Origin of the sequence: Enterovirga sp. (assembly GCF_035325185.1) — a bacterium.
Classification (GTDB): Bacteria; Pseudomonadota; Alphaproteobacteria; order Rhizobiales; family Beijerinckiaceae; genus Enterovirga.
Map to the genome: position 1 here is coordinate 1 of NZ_DAOLAJ010000002.1, position 20,357 is coordinate 20,357.

Annotated in this window: 15 protein-coding genes and 1 pseudogene; 12 read left to right on the forward strand and 4 right to left on the reverse strand. The window is 66.2% G+C overall.

Annotated features, from left to right (window positions below; genetic code table 11):
- Positions 1 to 54: 54 nt before the first annotated feature.
- The 3 genes and pseudogenes from PKD06_RS00470 to PKD06_RS00480 all read right to left on the reverse strand — a co-directional run.
- A pseudogene (locus tag PKD06_RS00470) lies at positions 55 to 228 on the reverse strand (IS481 family transposase); the annotation flags it as partial.
- Between the two features lie 71 nt (positions 229 to 299).
- On the reverse strand, positions 300 to 1,385 hold the full coding sequence (locus PKD06_RS00475; RefSeq protein WP_324376647.1) for an AraC family transcriptional regulator: 1,086 nt from the start codon (positions 1,383 to 1,385) through the stop codon (positions 300 to 302).
- A 263-nt stretch (positions 1,386 to 1,648) separates the two neighbouring features.
- On the reverse strand, positions 1,649 to 1,945 hold the full coding sequence (locus PKD06_RS00480; RefSeq protein ID WP_324376649.1) for a hypothetical protein: 297 nt from the start codon (positions 1,943 to 1,945) through the stop codon (positions 1,649 to 1,651).
- On the opposite strand from PKD06_RS00480, the gene PKD06_RS00485 reads away from it, so the two are divergent.
- The 8 genes from PKD06_RS00485 (at position 1,944) to sulP (ending at position 13,400) form a co-directional block, all read left to right on the forward strand.
- Complete coding sequence (locus PKD06_RS00485; protein WP_324376651.1) at positions 1,944 to 3,044, forward strand: efflux RND transporter periplasmic adaptor subunit; 1,101 nt, start codon at positions 1,944 to 1,946, stop codon at positions 3,042 to 3,044. The two genes, PKD06_RS00480 and PKD06_RS00485, sit on opposite strands and share 2 nt — an antisense overlap.
- Positions 3,045 to 3,047: 3 nt before the next feature.
- On the forward strand, positions 3,048 to 6,218 hold the full coding sequence (locus tag PKD06_RS00490; protein WP_324376653.1) for a multidrug efflux RND transporter permease subunit: 3,171 nt from the start codon (positions 3,048 to 3,050) through the stop codon (positions 6,216 to 6,218).
- A 113-nt stretch (positions 6,219 to 6,331) separates the two neighbouring features.
- A complete protein-coding gene (locus tag PKD06_RS00495; RefSeq protein ID WP_324376655.1) occupies positions 6,332 to 6,817 on the forward strand; it encodes a hypothetical protein in 486 nt (161 codons plus the stop codon).
- Between the two features lie 28 nt (positions 6,818 to 6,845).
- Positions 6,846 to 7,655, forward strand: a complete 810-nt coding sequence (gene ppk2, locus PKD06_RS00500; RefSeq protein WP_324376657.1) for a polyphosphate kinase 2 — start codon at positions 6,846 to 6,848, stop codon at positions 7,653 to 7,655.
- A 155-nt stretch (positions 7,656 to 7,810) separates the two neighbouring features.
- Entirely contained in the window at positions 7,811 to 10,039 is a 2,229-nt protein-coding gene (locus PKD06_RS00505) for a DUF3141 domain-containing protein (protein WP_324376659.1), read from the forward strand.
- 138 nt (positions 10,040 to 10,177) lie between these two features.
- The gene (gene fabI / locus PKD06_RS00510) at positions 10,178 to 10,966 is read left to right on the forward strand and encodes an enoyl-ACP reductase FabI (RefSeq protein ID WP_324376660.1); all 789 of its coding nucleotides are present in this window, start codon (positions 10,178 to 10,180) and stop codon (positions 10,964 to 10,966) included.
- A gap of 22 nt (positions 10,967 to 10,988) precedes the next feature.
- A complete protein-coding gene (locus PKD06_RS00515) occupies positions 10,989 to 11,516 on the forward strand; it encodes a hypothetical protein (protein ID WP_324376662.1) in 528 nt (175 codons plus the stop codon).
- 204 nt (positions 11,517 to 11,720) lie between these two features.
- Positions 11,721 to 13,400: a sulfate permease gene (sulP, locus tag PKD06_RS00520; RefSeq protein ID WP_324376664.1), complete on the forward strand. Its 1,680-nt coding sequence runs from the start codon at positions 11,721 to 11,723 to the stop codon at positions 13,398 to 13,400.
- Between the two features lie 65 nt (positions 13,401 to 13,465).
- Here the strand turns inward: sulP and PKD06_RS00525 are convergent, their stop codons facing one another.
- Positions 13,466 to 14,065, reverse strand: coding sequence for an XRE family transcriptional regulator (locus tag PKD06_RS00525; protein WP_324376667.1), 600 nt, complete (start codon positions 14,063 to 14,065; stop codon positions 13,466 to 13,468).
- Between the two features lie 141 nt (positions 14,066 to 14,206).
- On the opposite strand from PKD06_RS00525, the gene PKD06_RS00530 reads away from it, so the two are divergent.
- Genes PKD06_RS00530 through PKD06_RS00545 form a run of 4 tightly spaced genes read left to right on the forward strand, consistent with a single transcriptional unit; the run spans position 14,207 to position 20,342 of the window.
- Complete coding sequence (locus PKD06_RS00530) at positions 14,207 to 16,219, forward strand: hydantoinase/oxoprolinase family protein (protein ID WP_324376669.1); 2,013 nt, start codon at positions 14,207 to 14,209, stop codon at positions 16,217 to 16,219.
- Between the two features lie 3 nt (positions 16,220 to 16,222).
- Positions 16,223 to 17,911, forward strand: coding sequence for a hydantoinase B/oxoprolinase family protein (locus PKD06_RS00535; RefSeq protein WP_324376671.1), 1,689 nt, complete (start codon positions 16,223 to 16,225; stop codon positions 17,909 to 17,911).
- Positions 17,911 to 19,203 carry an FAD-binding oxidoreductase gene (locus PKD06_RS00540; RefSeq protein ID WP_324376673.1) on the forward strand — a complete coding sequence of 431 codons (1,293 nt, stop codon included), beginning with the start codon at positions 17,911 to 17,913 and terminating at the stop codon, positions 19,201 to 19,203. The genes PKD06_RS00535 and PKD06_RS00540 overlap by 1 nt, the downstream gene beginning before the upstream one ends.
- Positions 19,200 to 20,342: an NADH:flavin oxidoreductase/NADH oxidase gene (locus tag PKD06_RS00545; RefSeq protein WP_324376675.1), complete on the forward strand. Its 1,143-nt coding sequence runs from the start codon at positions 19,200 to 19,202 to the stop codon at positions 20,340 to 20,342. The genes PKD06_RS00540 and PKD06_RS00545 overlap by 4 nt, the downstream gene beginning before the upstream one ends.
- Positions 20,343 to 20,357 lie beyond the last annotated feature (15 nt).

Consider the following 20,357-nt stretch of genomic DNA (forward strand, 5'->3'; position numbering starts at 1 on the left):
GGAACATCAACGTTCAACTCCATCCGCGAAAGGTGTGGTCAAGGCTCCGCTTACGATGAACCCGTGGGGCGTGAGACTTCTGAGCGTGTTCAGTCTGCGCCCGTATCTGTACGCGCTGACGAAGCTCGCGAAGTGGGTTTCGAATTGATGGTGGGTGTCGTAGTGGAAGCGCTTGACGGTGGCTTCCTCGATGGTCCGGCTCATCCGCCCGACCTGACCGCTGGTCCATCCGCGCAGAAGCTGCTCGGCGTCTCGCGCCGTCTTGCCGAGCTTGGTCAAAAGCTCCAGGAACTCGGCTGTCAACCCTCCGATACCTGGGCCGCGACATGAGCACGCCAGTTGCTGGGCGTCGTACCCGACCAGCGGCGGAATGCGCGCGTAAATGCCGCCGGCTCCGAGAAGTGGAGTGCCGCCGCGATTTCGACCAGCCGCAGGTCGGTATCTTCCAATAGCTGACACGCGATTCCGAAGCGGATTTCATCTGCGACGCTCTTGAAGGTGGTCCCTTCGGCTTTCAGGCGACGATTGAGGGTCCGCCGATGCACCGACAGGAGTTCTGCCATCTCGGAGGAGGAGCTTCTGGCATTGAGGAACTCAGCTCGCAGGAGCCGTCGCATTTCGTCCTTCAAATCCGCCGGACAGCTATGCTCCCATTCTGCAATCTGGAACTCCAATGCACGACGGATCACCGGGTCGGCGCCTTCGACGGAATGCTTCAAATATTCGGCAGGAAAGACGAGCGCTGCGACCTCCTGGTTGAACCGAACAGGCGCGCGAAAAAGCTGGCGATACGGTTCCGGATCGATCGGCGGTCTGCGCGGAAGCAGCACTTCGGTGATCTCGAGTCGGGGTCCGCCAAGCTCCCGCAAGATCTGACAAGCCGTCGCAAGCGCTCCGTCGAGGATCTGGATCGCGCCGGTGCAAGTGGGATGGTAAAGCAAGTAGCTGAGGAGAGCCACGTCACCGTCGACATCCAGCTGTGTCACCGCGGTGCGGTTCTGCACGCGCAGATGGGAATTCATGTTCCGCAACGCATCGCCGATCGTTTCGGAATGCCGCATGAGCGCTCCCACCGCCCTCAGCGATTTGAGCGTCGATCGCCGTCCGACGAGCAGGCCGAGATGCGAGCAGTGCGTCCGCTCGACGCCGAGGCGAAGCAGCTTTCCAAGGGCACTCAGTGAAACGAGACTATCCGCGTGATCGAAAAGACTTGGATCCAACTCCGCTCCTTCGATCACACGTTCCGGGTCACAGCCGAGTTCCGATAGAATCGGACAGATCTCCCTGGCAACTCCAAGATGAATGAAGCCCGAAGGAGCAGCCCGCTCGACGGTCGCGTCCCCGGCAAGTCCGGGCGAAGGCGCGGGCTGGGTGCGCACTTCCACGACATCCTCCAGCCCTACTCCCGGCCGAAGCCAATCTGCGCCTGCGTCAGGAGGGTATCAAGAGCGGATTTCGTCTCATGAACGAAGCGCAAGCGGTCGCTTTCCCAGGGCGATCGGGTGAAGCGCCTTGCCGGACGGCTTTCGATCCGTGTCGCGTTCGGTCAAGCATGGCCTGCCGCAGACGCGAGACACCCTGTTCATGCAGTCGCCTCGCGCCGAATCGCACGGCCATGATCGCTCGTCGCCAGGACGATGGTCCGTCATCACGGGAGTTGCGTGATGTCGTCGACGAAATTATTCAGGAAGCTGCGATCAGGCCCCTCGCTCGGGTGGCTCGCGCTTTGGAGGCGGTCGTGGAACGATGCAAGGCGGCGGGCCACGATCCGGGGAGCCCAATCGACATGGCGGCCGCTCGCCTGCGGAGCGCGCCCGGACTCGAATAGACTCGGGCGCAGACAATAAGCTGCAAGCATTGTTTCGAAGCTTGCTTGCCGGATTTTATGTTCAAGCAACGGGCGGGCTCGTCGTTCTCGCTGCTTGCATACGAAATGAAGACGCATGATACGCTCGTTGATCCTCGGCGCGCTCCTTCTGGGCCTGCCTTTCGCGGCCGCCGCGCAGGCCCCTGCCGGGCCTGTCCCGGTGGGAACCGTCCTGGCACGGCGGGAGGCGATCGGAAAAACCGCTGATTTCGTCGGCCGCGTGGAAGCGGTCCAGCGGGTCGACGTCCGCGCCAGGGTCAGCGGCTGGCTGGAGGCGATCCTGTTCAAGGACGGCCAGAAGGTCGCGAAGGGAACGCCGCTCTACAAGATCGAGCGCGGGCAGTTCCAGGCGGCGCTCGGCCAGGCGCAGGGCGCCCTGCTGCGCGCGAAGGCCGCGCGGGAACTGACGATCATCCAGCTGGACCGCGCGGAAGAGCTGTATCGCCGGCAGGCGGGAACGGCCGTCGCGCGCGACCAGGCCAAGGCGGCGGACGAGCAGGCCCAGGGGCAGATCCTGTCGGATCAGTCGGCCCTGCAAACGGCGCAGATCAATCTCGACTATACGACGATCTCCTCCCCGATCGACGGGCAGGTCGGCCGCACGCTCGTCACGGTCGGCAACGTCGTCGGTCCCGACAGCGGCGTGCTGACCACGATCGTCAGCATCGATCCGATGTATGTCAGCTTTCCGGTCAGCCAGCGCGATTTCCTCCAGGCCCAGCGAAGCGGCGAGGGGGACGCCTCCAAGATCAAGATCAGGCTCCGCTTCGTCGACGGAACCGAATATCCCGAACTGGGGCAGGTCGATTTCGTGAACGTCAATGTCGACCGGGCGACCGACACCATTCTCGTGCGCGGAACGGTTCCGAACAAAAAGGGCCAGCTGGTCGACGGGCAGTTCGCCCGCGTGCAATTGCTGATCGGGGAGCCTCAGCAGAAGGTCGTCATCCCGCAGAGCGCGCTGCTCGCCGACCAGGGCGGCGTCTATGTGTTCGTCGTCGAGGACGGCAAGGCGGTCGTGCGCCGCGTCAAGCCGGGCGGCGAGCACGGCACCGACGTGATCATCGACAGCGGCCTCGAAGGCGGCGAGCAGGTGATCGTCGAGGGCCTCCAGGCGCTGCGGCCGGGCGCTCCGGTCACCGCGCGGCCCGTGGCCGGCTCGCTCGAGCGGAGATAGCGCATGCTTTCCTCGCTCTTCGTCGACCGGCCGCGCCTTGCGATCGTCATCGCCGTCGTCACCTCGATCGCCGGCCTCCTGGCGCTCCTGGCCCTCCCCATCGCGCAATACCCGGACATCGTCCCGCCGCAGGTCTCGGTGACGACCTTCTATCCCGGCGCGAATTCCGGGGTCGTCGAGGCGACCGTCGCGCAGCCGATCGAGGCGCAGGTCGTCGGCGTCGACAAGATGATCTACATGAAGAGCGTGAGCGGCGACGACGGCAGCTATACGCTGACGGCCTCTTTCGAGCTGGGCACCGATCCCGATCTCAACGCCGTCAACGTGAACAACAGGGTCCAGGTGGCCCTGGCGAGCCTGCCGAACGAGGTGCAGCGCCAGGGCGTCACGGTGAAGAAGAAGTCCTCCGCGCTGCTCGGCGTCGTGGTCCTCTCCTCGCCGAAGCAGACGCACGATCCGCTGTTCCTGTCGAACTACGTCACGATCAACCTCCTCGATGCCGTCAAGAGCACGCCGGGCGTCGGCGACGCCTCGCTCTGGGGGCCGCAGGACTACGCCATCCGCGCCTGGGTCGAGACGGACCGCCTGACGGGGCTCAACCTCACGACCGGGGACGTCATTTCCGCCATCCAGGGCCAGAACGTCCAGGCGGCGGTCGGCCGGATCGGCGCGAGGCCGAGCGCCGACGACACGCAGTTGCAGCTCAACATCCAGACCAAGGGACGCCTGACCTCGCCGGAGGAGTTCGGCCAGATCATCCTGAGGACCAATACGGACGGCTCGATCCTGCGCCTGAAGGACGTCGCGCGGCTGGAGCTCGGCGCGGCCAATCTCGACCGGGTGACGCGCCTCAACGGCAGCCCGGCCGCGGCCCTCGCGATCTACCAGTCTCCCGGCGCGAACGCGATCTCGACGCTCAACGCCATCCGGGCCAAGCTCCAGGAGATCGAGAAGCGCTTCCCGGAAGACCTGACCTGGAAGATCACCTACGATCCGACCACCTTCGTCACCTCGACCATCCACGAGGTCCAGAAGACCCTCGTCGAAGCCTTCGTGCTCGTCGTGATCGTCGTCTTCCTGTTCCTGGGCAGCCTGCGCGCCAGCCTGATTCCGATGCTGGCGGTTCCCGTCAGCCTGATCGGCAGCTTCATCGCGCTCAAGGCCGTCGGCTATTCCGCCAACACGGTGTCGCTGCTCGCGCTCGTCCTGTCGATCGGCATCGTCGTCGACGACGCCATCGTCGTGGTCGAGAACGTCGAGCGGGTCATGGAGGAGAATCCCGAGATGTCGCCCGCCGAGGCGACGAAGCACGCGATGCGCGAGATCACCGCGCCCGTCATCGCGATCACGCTGGTCCTGCTCTCCGTCTTCGTGCCGATCGGCTTCATTCCGGGCATCTCGGGCGAATTGTTCCGGCAATTCGCCGTGACCGTCTCGGTCGCCATGCTGTTTTCGGCGGTCAACGCCCTCACTCTCTCTCCGGCGCTCTGCGCCATCCTCCTGCGGCGCCACGCCGGGCCCAAGCACGGCATCATGGCCCGCGTCTCGGGGGGCATCGACTGGGTCCGCGACCAGTACGGAGCGGGCGTCGCGCGCCTCGTCCGCCTCTCGATCGTCGGCCTCGTCCTGGTGGCGGCCTCAGGAGCCGGAACGGCCCTCCTGGCGCGCCAGACGCCGACCGGCTTTCTGCCGGAAGACGACCAGGGAGCGCTGTTCGTCCTCCTGAACCTGCCCGGGGGTGCCTCCGTCAACCGCACGGAGGAGCTGGTCCGCAAGGCGGAGGAGGTTCTGAGAGGCGACCCGGCGGTGGAGGATTTCACGAGCGTCGTCGGCCTGAACTTCATCGACAGCTATTCCCAGCCCAACGCCGCCTTCGTCGTCGTCACGCTGAAGCCCTTCGAGGAGCGCCGGGCCGCTCATCTGGGGGCCCGCGAGACGATGGCGCGCCTCGGCGCGCAGTTCCGCCAGATCCCCGGAGGGCAGGTGATCCCCTTCGCGCCTCCCCCGATCATCGGCCTCGGGACGGGCGGCGGCTTCACCTACGTTCTCCAGGACCTGCGCGGAGGCGACCCGAAGGTCATGGCGCAGGCCCTGCGCGGCCTCATCGTCGCGGCCAACCAGGAGCCCAGGCTCCGCAGCGTGTTCAGCACCTTCTCCGCGACCAATCCGTCGATCTATCTCGACATCGATCGCGACAAGGTGCAGATCCTCGACGTTCCGCTTTCCTCCGTCTTCCAGGCGTTGCAGGCTTCGCTCGGCGGCTATTTCGTCAACAACACGAACCTCTACGGACGCACCTGGCAGGTGCAGGTCCAGGCCGAGGCGCGCGACCGGGCCAGCATCGACGACATCTACCGCATCAACGTCCGCAACACGCGCGGCGAGATGGTGCCCATGCGCAGCCTCGCGGAAGCGCGCGTCGTCGTCGGGCCGCCCGCCCTCATCCGCTACAACAACCTGCGCGCCGTGACGGTGCAGGGCAATCCCGCGCCCGGCGTGTCGTCGGGACAGGCGCTGCAGGCCATGGAGGAGGTCGCGGCCAAGGCCCTGCCGGCCGGGTTCAAGGGAGAATGGACCGACACGGCCTTCCAGGAGAAGCGCGCGGAAGGCAAGACGGCGATCATCCTCGGCTTCGCCGTCCTCTTCGCCTATCTGTTCCTGGTCGCGCTCTACGAGAGCTGGACGATTCCGGTCCCGGTGCTGCTGTCGGTCGCGGTCGGGGTCCTGGGCGCGTTCATCGGGATGCTGCTCGGCGGGCTGACGCTCGACCTCTACGCGCAGATCGGCATGGTGGTCCTGATCGGCCTTGCGGCGAAGAACGGCATCCTGATCGTCGAGTTCGCCAAGGAGCAGCGCGAGAAGGGCGTGCCGCTTCTCGAGGCGGCGATCGAAGGCGCGCGGCTGCGCTTCCGGCCGGTCATGATGACGTCCTTCGCCTTCATCCTGGGCCTGTTTCCGCTCGTCCGGGCATCGGGGGCTTCCGAGTTGGCGCGCCGCAACGTCGGCACGCCGGTCTTCGGCGGCATGATCCTGGCATCGGTCCTCGGGATCTTTGTGATCCCGCCGCTTTACGTGACGTTCCAAGCCCTCCGGGAGCGCCTGCGGCCCTCCCTCGTCAAGGGGCCGCGGCAAATGCCGGACGAGCCCGGCCGCCACGGCGAGCAGTCGGCATGACCTTCGCCGAGGCGGTGCTCTCGTCTTATGAAATAGTATAAATCGTCTTTAGCTATCGATGCTGGCAGCTTCGGATTTCTTCCTGTAGAAACGTCCAGTGCAGGAGTGCAAACATGAGCGGAAAGACCATGACTTCGGCTGAAAGCCTCGATGACAGCTTCATGTCCGTCAGCGATCTCAAGGCTTATCTGACGGAGCGGGATGCGGCGAAAGCGAGCCAGGCGGTCGACGCGCTGTCGCGGGTGGACAAGGCGCGTCAGGAATACATCAAGCGCCTTTCGCAAAGGATCGATATCACGGACGAGCGAATTCATCGCCTGCTCCGCAACGCCAAGGCAGCGGCGGAGCGCGGGGAGCGTGAAGTCCTGATCGGGCGCTTCCCGGTCGATCTCTGCACGGATCGCGGACGGGCGATCAACAACGCCGAGCCCGACTGGCCGAAGACGCTGACAGGTCTGCCGGAGCAGGTCTACGAAGTCTGGAAGGAAAAGCTTCAACCGCTCGGCTATCGCCTCAAGGCCCTCATCGTCGAATGGCCGCAGGGTCTGCCGGGCGAGGCGGGCATGTTTCTCACCTGGCCGGACCTGCGGGATCAATAGCCTGCCGTTCCGAGCGCGCGAGGGTTTCATGGGCAAGGCACATACCGGCGATGGCGGGGCCGGCGAATGCATGAAACGCAAAGCCTACGAGCGCGAGCTCGCGAAGCTCCATTGCGAGCTCGTCAAGCTTCAGGACTGGGTTCGTCACGAAGGCAAGAAAGTCTGCATCGTCTTCGAAGGCCGCGACGGGGCGGGAAAGGGCGGTGCGATCAAGGCGATCACCGAACGGGTCAGCCCGCGGACGTTTCGCGTGATCGCCTTGCCGACGCCGAGCGATCGCGAGAAATCGCAGATGTTCCTGCAACGCTACGTGCCGCACCTTCCGGCGGCGTCGGAAGTCGTGATCTTCGATCGAAGCTGGTACAATCGAGCTGGCGTCGAGCGTGTGATGGGCTTTTGCACCGAGAGGCAGGCCGAGAACTTTCTCCTGGCGATCCCCGAGGTCGAAAAGTCGATGGTCGACTCGGGCATCATTCTCCTGAAGTACTGGCTGGAGGTGAGCCAGGAGGAGCAGACACGCCGGCTCGAAGCGCGGCTGGTCGATCCACGGAAGACGTGGAAGCTGTCGCCGATGGACCTGAAATCCTATTCCCGGTGGTATGATTACTCGCGCGCCCGCGACGAGATGTTCCAGCGAACCGACACGAGCTGGGCGCCCTGGCGCATCGTGAGGTCCGACGACAAGCGGCGGGCACGGCTCAATATCATTAGCGACCTTCTGTCGCGCATTCCATACGAGCAGGTTCCGCGCAAGGATATTCAACTGCCCAAGCGCGATAAAAAGCACGGCTACGAGGAGCCGGACTATCGCCTCAAGTACATCCCCGATATTTTCTAAGGCAATTCATGGACATGATGAATGAAACGCAATACCGCTAGAAATCTTTCATCCGAACTTGTCGTGACCGCCTAAGCGCGATAAGAAACATGGCTGCGAGGCGCCGGGCTATTGCCTTGAATGCATCCCTGAGATTTCTAGGATAACGCACGATTATGTCGAGTGAAAACACGATGCCGCTGGGCGGCCCCTTGTCCGGGCTTGTCGCGGCGGCGACCGAATACATGATCGATGCAGGGCAGCGGAGCGTGCTGTTCCTGGACGTCCTGCGCCGGCGCGGCGACCAGTACCGGGAGCATGTCGCCCAGACCGCGCCGCATGTTCTCCAATATTCCGCCGAGCTGGTGATGGACGGGCGCAAGCTGGACGAGCCGGTCAATTACGTATTGGTGCGAATTATTCCGCCCGAGGGTGTCGAAATCGACCCCGCGCGGCGTCCGTTCGTCGTGGTCGATCCGCGCGCGGGCCACGGTCCGGGCATCGGCGGCTTCAAGGCCGACAGCGAGATCGGCGTGGCGATGAATGCGGGCCATCCCTGCTATTTCGTCGGCTTTCTCCCGGAGCCCATGCCCGGGCAGACCATCGAGCGCATCGCCCGCGCCGAGGCCCGGTTCATCGAGGAGGTGATCGCCCGCCATCCGCAGGCGGACGGCAAGCCCTGCGTCATCGGAAACTGCCAGGCCGGCTGGGCGATCATGATCCTGGCCTCCCTGCGCCCGGAACTGTTCGGGCCGCTCATCATCGCCGGCGCCCCTCTCGCCTATTGGGCCGGTGTCCACGGCAAGAATCCGATGCGCTATTCCGGCGGCCTGCTGGGGGGAAGCTGGCTGACCGCCCTCGCCAGCGACCTCGGAGCCGGCAAGTTCGACGGCGCCTGGCTCGTGCAGAACTTCGAGGGCCAGAACCCGTCGAACACGCTCTGGACCAAGCAATACAATGTCTATTCGAACGTCGACACCGAGGCGAACCGCTATCTCGAATTCGAGCGCTGGTGGGGCGGCCATGTCAATTTGAACGCCGAGGAAATCCAGTTCATCGTCGACGAACTGTTCGTCGGCAACAATCTCGCCGCCGGAACGATCAAAATGTCCGACGGGCAGGCGGTCGATTTGCGCCACATCAGGTCGCCGATCGTGGTGTTCTGCTCCGAAGGAGACAACATCACGCCGCCGCAGCAGGCGCTGGATTGGATCCTCGACCTCTACGCCGATATCGACGAAATCAGGGCCTACGGACAGACGATCGTCTATACGATTCACCCGAGCGTCGGCCATCTCGGGATCTTCGTCTCGGGCGGCGTGGCCAGGAAGGAGCATGCGGAGCTTTCCAGCAATATCGACCTGATCGACGTGCTGCCGCCGGGCCTCTACGAAGCCACCTTCGAAAAGAAGGGCGGCGACACCAGAAACTCCGATCTCGTCGCCGGCCAGTGGGTGATGCGGTGCGAGGCCCGGACGCTGGACGATATCCGAGCCCTCGGCGGCAATTCGCCCGAGGACGAGCGGCGTTTCGCCACCGCCAAGCGCGTGTCGGAGAAGAACCTCGCCGCCTATCAGAGATACGTTCAGCCCTGGATCAAGGGCCTGGTTGCGCCGCAAATGGCCGCGTGGATGCATCAGATGCATCCGCTTCGCCTTCAGTACGAGGCCATCAGCAGTCAAAATCCATGGATGTCGGCAGTGAGGTCGGCCGCGGAGCAGATCAAGGAGAACCGCAAGCCGGTTTCGCAGGACAATCCCTTCCTGGCCTTCCAGGAGCAGGTTTCCAAGCAGGTCGTGCACGCGCTGGATAGCTGGCGCGACGCGCAGGAAGCGTTGAGCGAGACGGTTTTTCTCAACGTCTACGGCTCGCCGGCCCTTCAGGCCGCCGTCGGGATCGATCCGAATTCCGAGCCGTCGCGCCGGCGGGAGATGTCGGCCGAGCACCGGGCCTTGCTCGAAAAACGGATCGCCGAATTGAAGGCCAAGACGGGCGAGGGCGGTCTTCGGGAGGCGGCCCTGCGGGCCTTGCTTTACGTCGGATCGGCGAGGGGAATGGTCGACGAGCGCAGCGTCGAGGCGTTGCGCGAAGTTTACCGCAAGCTCAGCGGGCCGCGATTGACGCTGCCGGAGTTCAAGATGCTGGCGCGCGAGCAGTTCTTCATGCTCCTGCTCGACCGGGACGGGGCTTTGGCCGCCATCCCGAAGCTGTTGCCGGACGATGCCGATCAGCGCCGCGCCGCCTTCGATGCCGTGCGCCACGTGCTCTCCGCGAGCGCCGAGATCACGGGCGAGCCCGCCCGGCGTTTCCGGCGCGTGGCCGAGCTGTTCGGTGTCGATGCGCCTGACGAAGAGAGGAAGGCGGCCGACCCCGCCCGTCCTGCTCGTGGGGCGAAAGTCTCGTAGAGCCGGCTGGAGGAAGCAGCGCGATGTCGGTCGATGCCGTCGAACCTCGATCTTCGAGCAAATAGGATCGCCTGATCGCACAGCATATTCTGTCACCGATCAGGTCCGAGACATAACCTCCAGATGAACGCGGGTGCCATGATTCCTGTATTTCCGGATATTCAAACCGCCCTCAAGGGAAAGAAAGGTCTGGTTGTCGGCATCGCCAACGACCAATCCATCGCCTGGGGCTGCGCAAGGGCGTTTCGCGCGCTCGGCGCCGACCTCGCGGTCACCTACCTCAACGACCGTGCCAAAAAGCATGTCGAGCCGCTGGCGCAGGAGCTGGAGGCGCCGATCTTCATGCCGCTCGACGTCATGACGGAGGGGCAGACGGAGCAGGTCTTCGAGCGGATCGCCCAGGAATGGGGTCAGCTCGACTTCCTGCTGCACTCGATCGCCTTCTCTCCGAAGGAAGCGCTGCACGGCCGCGTGGTGGATGTCGGCCGCGAGGGTTTCCTCAAGACGATGGACGTCTCCTGCTGGTCGTTCATCCGGATGGCCCATTTGGCCGAGCCGCTGATGAAGAACGGCGGAACGATGTTCACAATGACCTATTACGGCAGCCAGATGGTGGTCGAGAACTACAACATCATGGGCGTCGCGAAAGCGGCGCTCGAATCGGCCGTCCGGTACATGGCCGCGGAACTCGGCCCGAAAGGGATCCGCGTGCATGCGATCTCGCCCGGCCCGCTGGCGACCCGGGCCGCATCCGGCATCCCCGAATTCGACGAACTGATGGACAAGGCGCAATCGAAGGCCCCGGCGCGCAGCCTCGTCAGCATCGACGACGTCGGCAAGGCCACGGCCTTCCTGGCCCTCGACGGAGCCAAGCTGATCACGGGTGGCGTCCTCTATATCGATGGCGGATACCACATCATCGACTGATGTTCTTCTTCGATCGAGATATGTGCCGACCCTCCATTTCGGTTGGGGGCACTCTCTTGGAACGATCGATTTGTTGCTCCTGCAAGGAAAAATGATGATGGGAAGGGGTTTCAAGGCCGCGATGCTGGCATTGGCGGCCGGGCTGCTCATGGGGGCTCCGGCCTCGGCGCAGACGTCGTCGCTGGGGCGGCCGAATGCGTCGATCCGCATCCAGCAGCTTCAGGTGGCCTTCATCGGGTCGGGGGCGCTGGGCGGTGGGACGGTCACCTATCGCGGCCGAACCTATCCCATCACTGTCGGCGGCCTCGGCGTCGGCGGGATGGGTGCGTCGAAGCTCACCGCGACGGGCACTGTCTACGGCCTGAGCCGGCTCGAGGATCTGGCCGGTCCCTACCTCCAGATCCGCGCGGGCTGGGCCCTGGGAGATGCCGGACGCGGCCGGCTCTGGCTGCGCAACGACAAGGGGGTGACCTTGCGTCTCGCGACGCGCCGGCAGGGCTTGCAACTCGCAACGGGTGCCGATGCCGTCGTGATCGACTTCAAGCATTGACGGCTCGGGCCGGCCCGCGCGGCCGCGAGAACTGGCGGCCAGGGTGTCCCCGGCGTGAGCAAGGCGGGGACGTCGTTCGGGAAACCGTACCCGAAGGGAATGTGAATTCGTGCGCCCGTTCGGACCTCCGTAGAAGCTGCCGGTGTCGTTGACGGCCTCTCTGAACAAGAGCATCGTCGACTGTAATCACCGAGGGGGGCGACGATGTCGTGGATCGGAGCCTTGCCGGGGCTCAATACGCTGCGCCGGTATGAAGCGGCGTGGATACGCCATGACATTGTTGCAGGACTCGTCTTGGCTACGATGCTGGTGCCGACCGGCATCGCTTACGCAGTCGCTTCGGGCCTGCCGGGTATCAACGGACTCTACGCGACAATCGTTCCGTTGCTGGTCTATGCGCTGTTCGGCCCCAGCCGCATCCTCGTCCTGGGCCCGGATTCCTCACTTGCCGCCATCATCCTTGCCGTCGTGCTTCCGTTGTCGGGCGGGGATCCGCAACGGGCGGTCAATCTGGCGGCTGCGATGGCGGTCGTCTCCGGGCTGGTCTGCATTCTGGCCGGCGCCGCGCGCCTCGGCTTCGTCACCGAGCTTCTCTCGAAGCCGATCCGCTACGGCTATATGAACGGAATAGCGCTGGCGGTTCTCATCAGCCAGTTCCCTAAGCTTTTCGGTTTTTCGATCGATGGCGACGGACTCCTGGGAAATATCTGGGACACCGGCGAGGCCATTCTGAGCGGCAGGGTGAACTGGACGACATTCGCGGTGGGCGCCTCGACCTTGGCCGTCATCCTGCTGCTCAGGCGCAGCAAGCGCGTGCCGGGCATTCTGATCGCCGTCGTCGGGGCGACCGTCATCGTCGGAGCGCTGGATTTGGCGTCGCGCGCCGGCGTGGCGGTTCTTGGCCCTCTGCCGCGCGGATTGCCGGCCTTCGCGGTTCCCTGGATCGCCACCACCGATATCGTGCAGGTCGTGCTCGGGGGCCTGGCCGTCGCCCTGGTGTCTTTCGCCGATACCAGCGTGCTGTCGCGGACTTATGCCGCCCGCACGCGCACTCATGTCGATGCGAACCAGGAGATGGTGGGGCTCGGGGCTGCCAATCTCGCGGCCGGATTGTTCCAGGGCTTCCCCGTCAGCAGCAGTTCGTCCCGCACTCCCGTGGCTGAGGCTGCAGGGGCGCAAACGCAGCTCACCGGAATCGTGGGGGCGCTGGCGCTCGTCCTGTTGCTATTGGCCGCCCCCAACCTCCTGGAGCATCTTCCGAGCAGCGCCCTGGCTGCGGTCGTCATCGCCGCAGCGATCGGATTGATCGAAGTTGCCGATCTGCTTCGAATCTACCGCATTCAGGCCTGGGAGTTCTGGCTCTCCGTCATCTGCTCGGTAGGGGTCGCCGTATTGGGGGCGATCCCGGGGATCGGCCTCGCCGTCGTGATCGCGGTCATCGAGTTCCTGTGGGATGGCTGGCGTCCGCACTCGGCGATTTTGGGCCGGGCCGAAGGCGTCGAGGGGTTCCATGACATCACGCGCTATCCCGATGCCGAGCAAATAGCGGGCCTGGTCTTGTTCCGGTGGGATGCCCCCTTGTTCTTCGCCAATGCGGAACTGTTCAAGGCGCGGGTTCTGGAGGCGGCAGCGGCTTCGCCGACGCCGGCGCGCTGGCTGGTCGTGACCGCGGAGCCCGTGACCAGTGTCGATGTCACCGCGGCAGATATGCTGGATGAATTGGACGGCGATTTGAAGAATATGGGCGTTGAGTTGTGCTTCGCCGAGATGAAGGATCCAGTGAAGGACAAGCTCAGAAGATTCGGCCTGTTTCCACAATTTGGAGAGAGTCGATTTTTTCCAACGATCGATTCAGCTGTCAGGAAATATTTAAATATATCATGATATATTTGTAAGTGCAGGTGATGCGGAGGTCGCGCCGGCTTGGCCGGGCGCCCGCGGCAAGGAGGTCAATAGACCGCCGGCGTCACGACCCAGATGAGATCGACCGGCTGTTCCCCGATACACCAGAAGCGGGCCATCTTGGTGGCCGCGAAGGCGAAGCTGTCTCCGGGCGCGAGCACATATTCCCTCCCCTCGACCTCGAGGCCGAGCGTGCCCGAGACGACGACCCCGCATTTCGAGCCGCTCTCGTTGTTGTAGGGCTGGTCGCCCGAGGAGCCACCCGGCTGGACGAGGATTCGCAGCATCTGGATGCCCGGGACCGAATCCGGCGACAGCAGCTCCTTCGTCATGCCTTTCGGCCCGATGGTCATGACGCGCCGCCCTCCGGCCCGCACGACCACATCCTCGTGATCGCCGTCCGGGACGTCGAAGAGCCAGCCCACCGGCATGTCGAGCGCCGCGCAGACCTGGCGCAGGGATTTCAGCGACGGCGTCGTGACGCCCCGCTCGATCTGGCTCAGAAGCCCGATCGAGATTTCCGCCTTGTCCGCCACCTCCTGGAGGGAGCGGCCCTTGATCGAGCGGCGGAGGCGGAGCTTGCGCCCGATCCCGTCATCCGGGCCGCTCTCGGGGAGCGACACCACGTTTTGTCCCTGACGTGCCACGCGTCCGCGTCTCCGCCTGCTGCCTTAGCGATCTTCGCCCAGCTTTATATCAGAAATGAAAATTTCAGGCACTCTTTTCAATCCTATTGCAATATGGGCGGATATCTGCTTCCGTAGTTGAAACCGCGATCGGATGGGAACATGCGCGTCGGAATCGAGGTCGGGGGAACCTTCACGGATCTGGTCGCCGTCGACGGGTCACGCGTCGAGGTGGTCAAGGTTCCGAGCACGCCGGGTAGTCCCGAGATCGGCGCCTTCAACTCGTTGCAGGCGGCCGGAATAGAGGCGGCGGGCGTCACCGACCTCGTCCACGGCTCGACGGTCGCCACCAACGCGATCCTCGAGCGCAAGGGCGCGAGCGTCGCCTTCGTTACTACGAGGGGCTTCCGCGACATCCTGTTCTTCCAGCGGCACGACCGCCGCAACATCTACGATCTGCGCTACAAGAAACCCGCTCCGCCGCTCCGCCGCAAGGACTGTCTCGAAGTCTCCGAGCGGGTGGATTCGCATGGCGACGTCGTGCTGCCGCTCGACGAGTCCGAAATCCTGCGCGACCTGATCCCCCGCCTCGCCGCGGGCGGCTATCAGGCCGTCGCCGTCTGCCTTCTCTCCGCCTATGTCGCGCCGGCCCACGAGGCGCGGGTGAAGGAGCTGATCAACGCGGCGCTGCCGAAGGTCCAGGTCGCCTGCTCCCACGAGGTCGCGAGCGAATTCCGTGAATATGAGCGCGCGACGACGACCGTCCTCTCGGCCTATGTCCAGCCCGTGATCGACGGCTATCTCGCCCGGTTCGAGGCGACGCTCGCCAAGGCCGGCTTCGCCGGCGGGTTCTCGGTCATGCAATCGAATGGCGGGCGGCTTCCGGCCGCCGCCATGCGCCGGAACTCGATCACGGCCCTGTTCAGCGGCCCGGCCGCCGGCGTCGTCGGCGCAATCCGGCAGGCCGAGCGCTCGAACGCGAAGAACCTCATCACCTTCGACATGGGCGGCACCTCGACCGACGTCTGTCTCGTCGTCGACGGCGTGCCCTCCGTCTCGCCGGAGACGGAGGTGGACGGCCTGCCCATCCGCACCCCCGTCCTCGATATCGTCACGGTCGGCGCCGGCGGCGGTTCGCTCGTCTGGATCGACGATGGCGGCATGCTGCGGGTCGGTCCCCGCAGCGCCGGCGCGACGCCCGGCCCCGCCTGCTACGGTCGCGGCGGCACGCAGCCCACCGTCACCGACGCCCATGTCGTGCGCGGCACCATCCGGGCCGACGCCTTCCTCGGCGGGACGATGACGCTCGATGTCGAGAAGGGGCACAAGTCTTTCGAGGAGGTCGCAGCCAGGCTCGGCATCTCGGTGCGCGATGCCGCCGCGGCCGCGATCCGGCTCGCCGTCGCCAATATCGTGCGCGCCGTCCAGCTCGTCTCGACCGAGCGCGGCCGCGATCCGCGCAACTACGCGCTCCTGCCCTTCGGCGGCGCCGGGCCGCTCCTCGCCGCCGAGATCGCCGAGGAGCTCGGCTGCCGCGAGATCGTGGTGCCGCCCAATCCCGGCGTGATCTCCGCCTTCGGCCTCCTCGCCGCCGATTATGTCCGCGTCGCGAGCGTGACGCGCCGCACGGCGCTCTCGGACGAGGCGCCGGCCATGCTGCGCGAGGAGTTCCAGCGCTTCCGCGAGCGGGCCGAGGCGGAGTTCCGCGCGCTCGGCCTCGACGGCGCGCTCTCCTTCGAGCTGACCGCCGAGATGCGCTTCGTCGGGCAGGCTTTCGAGATCCCGGTCGAGATCGATCCGGCGCGGCTCGCGGGCCTGCGGCCCTCCGATCTCGCCGACGAGTTCAGCGCCGCGCACCGGCGCATCTATTTCCACGGCGGCGAGCCGGGGCGGAAGGTCGAGATCGTGGGCCTGCGCTTCGGCGTGCGCCGCCGCCTCGACAGCCTGCCGGATTTCCGCGAGCGCGCCTCCCATCTCGCCCATCCCGGCGAGATCGAGGTCTGGACGCCGAAGGGCGCCGTCCCGACCGCGCTCGTCGACGCCGACACCCTGGCGCCGGGCCGCCCCGTCGAGGGCGCGGCCATGATCGAAGGCTACAGTTCCACGCTCTGGGTTCCGCCCGGCTGGCGGGCCGAGCGCGACGAACCCGGCAACATCATCATGCGGAGGGTCTGAGGCATGGCTCTCGATCCCAAATCCCTCGATCCGGTCGATTACGCCATCATCAGCCAGTCGCTGATCGCGGCGGCGCGCGAGATGGGCGCGAAGCTGATCCGCTCCGCCTATTCGACCGTCCTGCGCGAGGCGCGCGACGGCTCGGCCGCCCTCCTCGACGCGCATGGCAACACCATCGCCCAGGCCGAGCTGATCCCGATGCAGCTCGGCACGATCGGCCATGTCTTCCAGCCCTGCGCCAGGCTCTATCCGAACGAGACGCTGGTCTCGGGCGACTTCTTCGTCATCAACGATCCCTATTCGGGCGGCCAGCATCTCCAGGACGTCTTCTTCTTCCATCCGATTTTCTATGACGGGAAGGTGATCGGCTTCTCGGCCTCCGTCGCCCACCATCTCGACGTGTCGGGCGGCGATCCTGGCCTCAACATCGCGGCGCCCGACGTCTATGCGGAAGGGCTGATCATCCCGCCGCTCAAGTTCAACATGGAGCGCGACTGGCACGGCGGCCCCTTCGAGCGCCTGCTGCGCGCGAACGTGCGCGTGCCGCACCAGACGATGGGCGATTTCGACGCCCAGATCGCCGCGAACGCGATCGGCTCGCAGCGCGTGATCGAGCTTGCCGACCGCTACGGGCCCGAGAAGATCACCGCCGTCATGGCCGCCCTCCTCGACTATTCGGAAGCCCGCATGCGGGCCGCGCTCCGCGAGATCCCGGACGGGGTCTATGCGGGCGAGGACGCCGTCGACGACGACGGGCTCTCCGATACGGTCCTGCCCGTGCGGGCGACGGTGACGATCAAGGGCGACTCGGCGAAGATCGACTTTACGGGCACCGCCCCGCAAGTGCGCCGCAACCTGAACGCCCCCTTCGCGGCGACGGTCTCGGCGGCCCTGTCCTGCCTCAAGGCGGCGCTGACGAGCCCCGACATCCCGTTCAATGCGGGCGCCTTCCGGCCGATCGAGGTGACGGCGCCGAAGGGCTGCATGCTGAACCCGCATCACCCGGCCCCCGTCAGGGCCCGGATGGAGGTCTGCTCGCGCGCCTGGAACGCCATCATGAAGGCGCTGTCCCAGGCCGTGCCGGACAAGGTCATCGCCTGCGGCTTCGACACCACGACCTCCTTCGTCCTCTCGCATCTCGGCGAAGGCGGCTGGTCGGTCTATCTCGAGATCTATGGCGGCGGCTTTGGCGCGGCGAACGACACCGACGGCTGCGACGGCGTCGACAACCCGCTCTCGAACTGCTCGAACACTCCCGTCGAGGCGCTGGACCAGGATTTCCCCTTCTTCCGCGTCATCGAATACGCATTGCGCCCCGATAGCTGCGGCCGCGGCCGCCAGCGCGGCGGGCTCGGCTTCACGCGCAGCTTCGAGGCGCTGAAGGACGGCGTGCGCATCTCGCTCTACAGCGACCGCTTCAGGCGCTCGGCCGAAGGGCTGTTCGGCGGCCGCGAGGGTGCGACGGGCTTCTGCGAGGTTCGCCGTGGCGATACGGTCATCAAGCTGAAGTCGAAGGACGCCATGGACCTCCAGCGCGGCGACATCGTCACGCTCGGCACCGGCGGCGGCGGCGGGTACGGGGAGCCGGCCGAGCGTCCGGCCGGGACCATCGCCGCGGACCTTGCGGACCAGATCATCTCGCCGGACGTCGCCAAGACCTGGGCGGCAGGTCACGGCCACGCGAGTCCCTGATGGCCTCCTCCGCCGACAGCGTCAAAGGCGCGCTCTGGACGACGACGGCCCGCGAGGCGGCGCCGTCGGCCGATCCCTTCGAACCGGGCCGAAGCGTCGATGTCGCGATCGTCGGCGGCGGCTTCACGGGTGCCAGCGCCGCCCTCGCGGCGGCCTCCCATGGCGCCAGCGTCGCCCTGGTCGAGGCCCGTACGATCGGCTGGGGTGCGTCAGGCCGCAACGGCGGGCAGGTCATTCCCGGCCTCAAGCTCGACCCTTCCGAAATGCGCGCAGCCTATGGCGAGGAGCGCGGCAGCCGCCTCGCGCAGGCGGTCGGAGGCGCGGCGGACGGTGTCTTCGGCCTCATCGAGAAGCACGGCATCGATTGCGAGCCGAACCGCTCGGGCTGGATCCAGGCCGCCCCGGCCGAGAAGGCCCTGGCCCGGGTGCAGCAGCGAGGTGACGAATGGGCCGCGCTCGGCGCACCCGCCGAGCGGCTCGACCGGGCCGCCCTCGCGCGCCTCACCGGCACAAACGCCTATCTCGGCGGCTGGATCGACCGGCGGGCGGGCACGGTCCAGCCTCTCTCCTATGTCCGGGGCCTCGCCAAGGCTGCGCAGCGGGCGGGTGCGAAGCTCCACGAGGGCACGGTCGCGACCGCCCTCGTCCAGCGGAACGGCCGTTGGGAGGTGACGACGTCCAGGGGGACGATCTCGGCCCGCCGCGTCCTCGTCGGGCAGGACGGCTATGCGGACGGACTCGTCCCCGGCCTCGCGAAGACGCTGATCTGCGTCCAGAGCGCGCTCGTGGCGACCGAGCAGCTGCCGGAGGCGCTGCGGGCGCGGATCATGCCGGGCGGAATCTGCGCCTCGGAGACGCGCCGCCTCGCCTTCTATTTCCGCCAATCGCCCGACGGACGCCTCGTCTTCGGGGGCCGGGGCGCGGTGGGCGATGCCGAGAACCCGGCTTTCTTCTCCGCACTCACAGCCGCCATGCACCGGACTTTCCCGGAGGCGAAGGGCCTCGCCATTGCCCATCGCTGGTCGGGCCAGGTGGCGCTGACGCTCGACGGGCTGCCCCATATCCACGAGCCGGAGAGCGGGCTCCATATCGGCGTCGGCTATAACGGCCGCGGCATCGCCATGGCGACCCTGATGGGCCAATGGCTCGCCGCCCGTGCACTGGACGGCACCGAGCCCCCGCTTCCCGTCACGAAGCTTTCCCCGATCCTCTGGCACAGCCTCAAGACACCCGCGATCCAGCTCGGCATCACCTGGGCCTGGATCCGCGACCGGCTGGGATTTGCAGGATGAGCGACGCTCCCACCCTCTTCACCTCTCTCGCCCTGCGCGGCGTGACGGTGCCGAACCGCGTCGTCGTCTCGCCGATGCAGCAATATGTGGCGGGCGACGACGGGCTGCCGAACGACTTCCACCTCCAGCATTACGGCCGTCTCGGCATCGGCGGCGCGGGCCTCGTCTTCACCGAGGCGCTCGCGGTCACGCCCGAGGGCCGCGTCACCCATCACGATCTCGGCATCTGGTCGGAGGATCAGATCGAGGCGCTGAAGCCGATCGTCGCCGCCATCGCGGCGCGCGGCGGCGTGCCCGCGACCCAGCTCATCCATGCCGGCCGCAAGGGCAGCGTCGGCCGCCCGTGGGAAGGCTATAATCCGCTCGACGAGGCTTCGGCCGCCCGCGGCGAGGTGCCCTGGCAGACGCTCGCCGCGAGCGCTCTTCCCGCCAATCCGGGCTGGCACGTGCCGCAGGCGCTGGACGAGGCCGGCATCGCCCGGCTGATCTCGGCCTATGCGGAGGGCGCGCGCCGCGCGGCGGCGGCCGGGTTCCGCGTGCTCGATATCCATGCCGCCCACGGCTACCTCATCCATTCCTTCCTCTCGCCGCTCGGCAACAGGCGCGAGGATCGCTGGGGCGGTGATTTCGAGGGCCGCATCCGCTTCCTGCTGGCGGTTTCGGAGGCGGTGCGGGCGGCATGGCCGGCCGAGCTGCCTCTTTTCGTGCGCCTCTCCTGCGTCGACGATCAGCCGGGCGGCTGGACGCTCGACGAGTCCGTCGAGCTGTCGCGGCGGCTGAAGGAGATCGGCGTCGATGTGATCGATTGCTCGTCGGGCGGCCTCGGCGAGCGCACGACCACGAAGCTGATCCGCCGGCCCGAGGGCTATCAGGTCCCCTATGCCGAGCGCATCCGTGCGGAGGCGCAGGTTCCGACCATGGCGGTCGGCCTCATCACGACGCCCGCTTTCGCGGAGGAGGTGGTCGCCGAGGGCCGGGCCGATCTCGTCGCGATCGGCCGCGAGGCGCTGATGAACCCGCACTGGCCGTTGCAGGCCGCCCGCGCGCTCGGACACGATCCGAATTTCGGGGCCTGGCCTCCGTCATGGGGCTGGTGGCTCGAAAAGCGGGCTCGCTCGGCCTCCGCGCCGGCGCAATAATCGTCCATCGACAAG